The organism is Bacteroidota bacterium (assembly GCA_030706565.1).
Lineage (GTDB): Bacteria > Bacteroidota > Bacteroidia > Bacteroidales > JAUZOH01 > JAUZOH01.
In genome coordinates this window covers 1-2,561 of sequence record JAUZOH010000499.1, presented here as the reverse complement: position 1 = coordinate 2,561, position 2,561 = coordinate 1, and the positions used below count along the sequence as shown (strand labels likewise).

Here is a 2,561-nt window from a genome sequence, read left to right as displayed (position 1 = left end):
TCATGCTGGTTTTAAGGCAATTTAGGAGTTCAAAGCTCTCTGGTAAAGACAGCAACCACGAACTCATACATAATGTTTCCCCTAACCATTGACCGCAAGATGAAAATAAACGCTTCGACCGGTATTTTACCCTGGTTTGCGAAGCAAGAAAAATCGCATCTTACAGCATATTTCCAAGCCGCACGGGCTGACGCTCAAACCAGGGACTTGCAAAAGAGCTAACAATTTAGCAATACCATTCCTGCGATAAGCAACTTTTTATCTTTTTACATGCAATAAATATTATTGAAAGACTACTTTAATAAAAATAGAATTCCTAACTTTAATATAAATACTTACCAATCAGTTTATTGATGTAACAATAAGACTGATTGGTACCATGGTGATGAAATTTAGGTTACCAATTGTAAATAGTGGATTAGCACAAATAGTTTTAAACTTAATACTTATTTACTATGGAAGACAATTCAGAAAAAACCAGCAAGTGCCCTGTAACTGGTGCTGTGGGTAATAAACACAGTGCCGCAACAGGGGGTACAAAAAATATAAACTGGTGGCCCAATCAGTTAAAATTAAACATACTTCGGCAGCATTCCTGTAAATCTAACCCGATGGGGAAAGATTTCAACTATGCCGAAGAATTCAGGAGCCTTGATTTGGCTGCTGTTAAAAAAGACCTGCATAAATTAATGACCGATTCACAGGATTGGTGGCCGGCAGATTTTGGCCATTATGGCCCATTCTTCATTCGTATGGCATGGCATAGTGCCGGGACATACCGAACAGGTGACGGGCGTGGCGGGGCAGGAGGAGGGCAGCAACGTTTTGCCCCACTGAACAGTTGGCCGGATAACGTGAACCTCGATAAAGCCCGCCGGTTGCTTTGGCCTGTCAAACAAAAATATGGCAAAAAAATATCGTGGGCAGACCTTATGATTCTTGCCGGCAATGTTGCCTTGGAGTCAATGGGATTCAAAACATTTGGTTTTGGCGGGGGCCGCGAAGATGTCTGGGAACCCGATGAAGATGTGTATTGGGGTTCCGAGACCAAATGGCTGGATAATGACGAACGTAAATTAGATAAAAGTGAAGTAGACAACCCACTTGCTGCTATTCAAATGGGGCTTATTTATGTAAACCCCGAAGGCCCTGATGGCAAACCCGATCCTCTTGCAGCAGCTACGGACATTCGCAATACATTTGCCCGTATGGGAATGAATGATGAAGAAACTGTTGCTTTGATAGCCGGAGGGCATACTTTTGGAAAGTGCCACGGTGCCGGAAATGCTGCTAATTTGGGCCCGGAACCTGAAGCTGCCGACATTGAAGAACAGGGATTGGGTTGGAAAAACAGATTCGGTACCGGAAGGGGCGGCCACACAATTAGCAGTGGTTTGGAAGTAATATGGACTCAAACTCCTGCCAAATGGAGCTATTATTTCTTTGATAATCTTTTTAAATACGATTGGGAACTTACCACAAGTCCTGCAGGAGCCAAACAATGGAAAGCAAAAAATGCCGGTGAGGTTATGCCTGATGCTCACGATCCATCAAAGAAGCATGCACCGGCAATGCTTACTACCGATCTTTCACTGCGTTTCGACCCTGTTTACGAAAAAATTTCGAGGCGCTTTTATGAACATCCACTTGAATTTGCCGATGCTTTTTCCCGTGCATGGTTTAAATTGACACACCGTGATATGGGGCCACGTTCTCGTTATTTGGGTACTGAAGTACCAACCGAAGAACTTATATGGCAAGACCCAATTCCTTCTTTAAATCATCCGTTAATTGATGAAAGAGATATGGCTGAATTAAAAGTAGCCCTATTAAAATCGGGACTTTCCGTATCGCAATTGGTATCAACCGCATGGGCTTCGGCATCAACCTTCCGTGGTTCGGATAAACGGGGAGGTGCAAATGGGGCGCGTATCCGCTTTGCCCCTCAAAAAGACTGGAAAGTGAATAATCCTGTACAGTTAGCTAGTGCGTTAGAAAAATTGGAAGCTATTCAAAAGGAATTCCACAACGCCCAAACCAGCGGCAAAAAAATTTCCCTGGCTGACCTTATTGTTCTTGCAGGCTGTGCCGGAATTGAAAAAGCCGCAAAAGATGCGGGTATCCATATTACAGTACCTTTTACTCCGGGTCGCATGTATGCTTTACTGGAACAGACCGATGTTGAATCGTTTAAAGTGTTGGAACCTGTGGCCGACGGTTTTCGTAATTATTTGAAAACGAAATATAAAGTATCTACCGAAGAATTGTTGATTGATAAAGCACAATTGCTGACTTTGACAGCCCCCGAAATGACCGTTTTGATCGGGGGGATGCGAGTTTTAAATACAAACTTCGACCATTCGAAATATGGAGTTTTTACCCATCGCCCTGAAGTTCTTACCAACGATAATTTTGTAAACCTTCTTGACATGAGAACTGCAAGGATGCCAGCCTCAGAGGACAAGGAAACTTTTAATGGACGAGACCGCAAAACAGGTGAAATTAAATGGACAGCAACCCGAGCTGACCTCATTTTTGGTTCAAATTCTGAGTTAAGGGCG

At 43.3% G+C, this 2,561-nt stretch carries 1 protein-coding gene; it reads left to right on the top strand.

The annotated features are described in order from the left end of the window. Window positions 1-455: 455 nt before the first annotated feature. The coding region (gene katG / locus Q8907_16045; protein MDP4275780.1) for a catalase/peroxidase HPI at window positions 456-2,561 on the top strand (2,106 nt) is incomplete at its 3' end.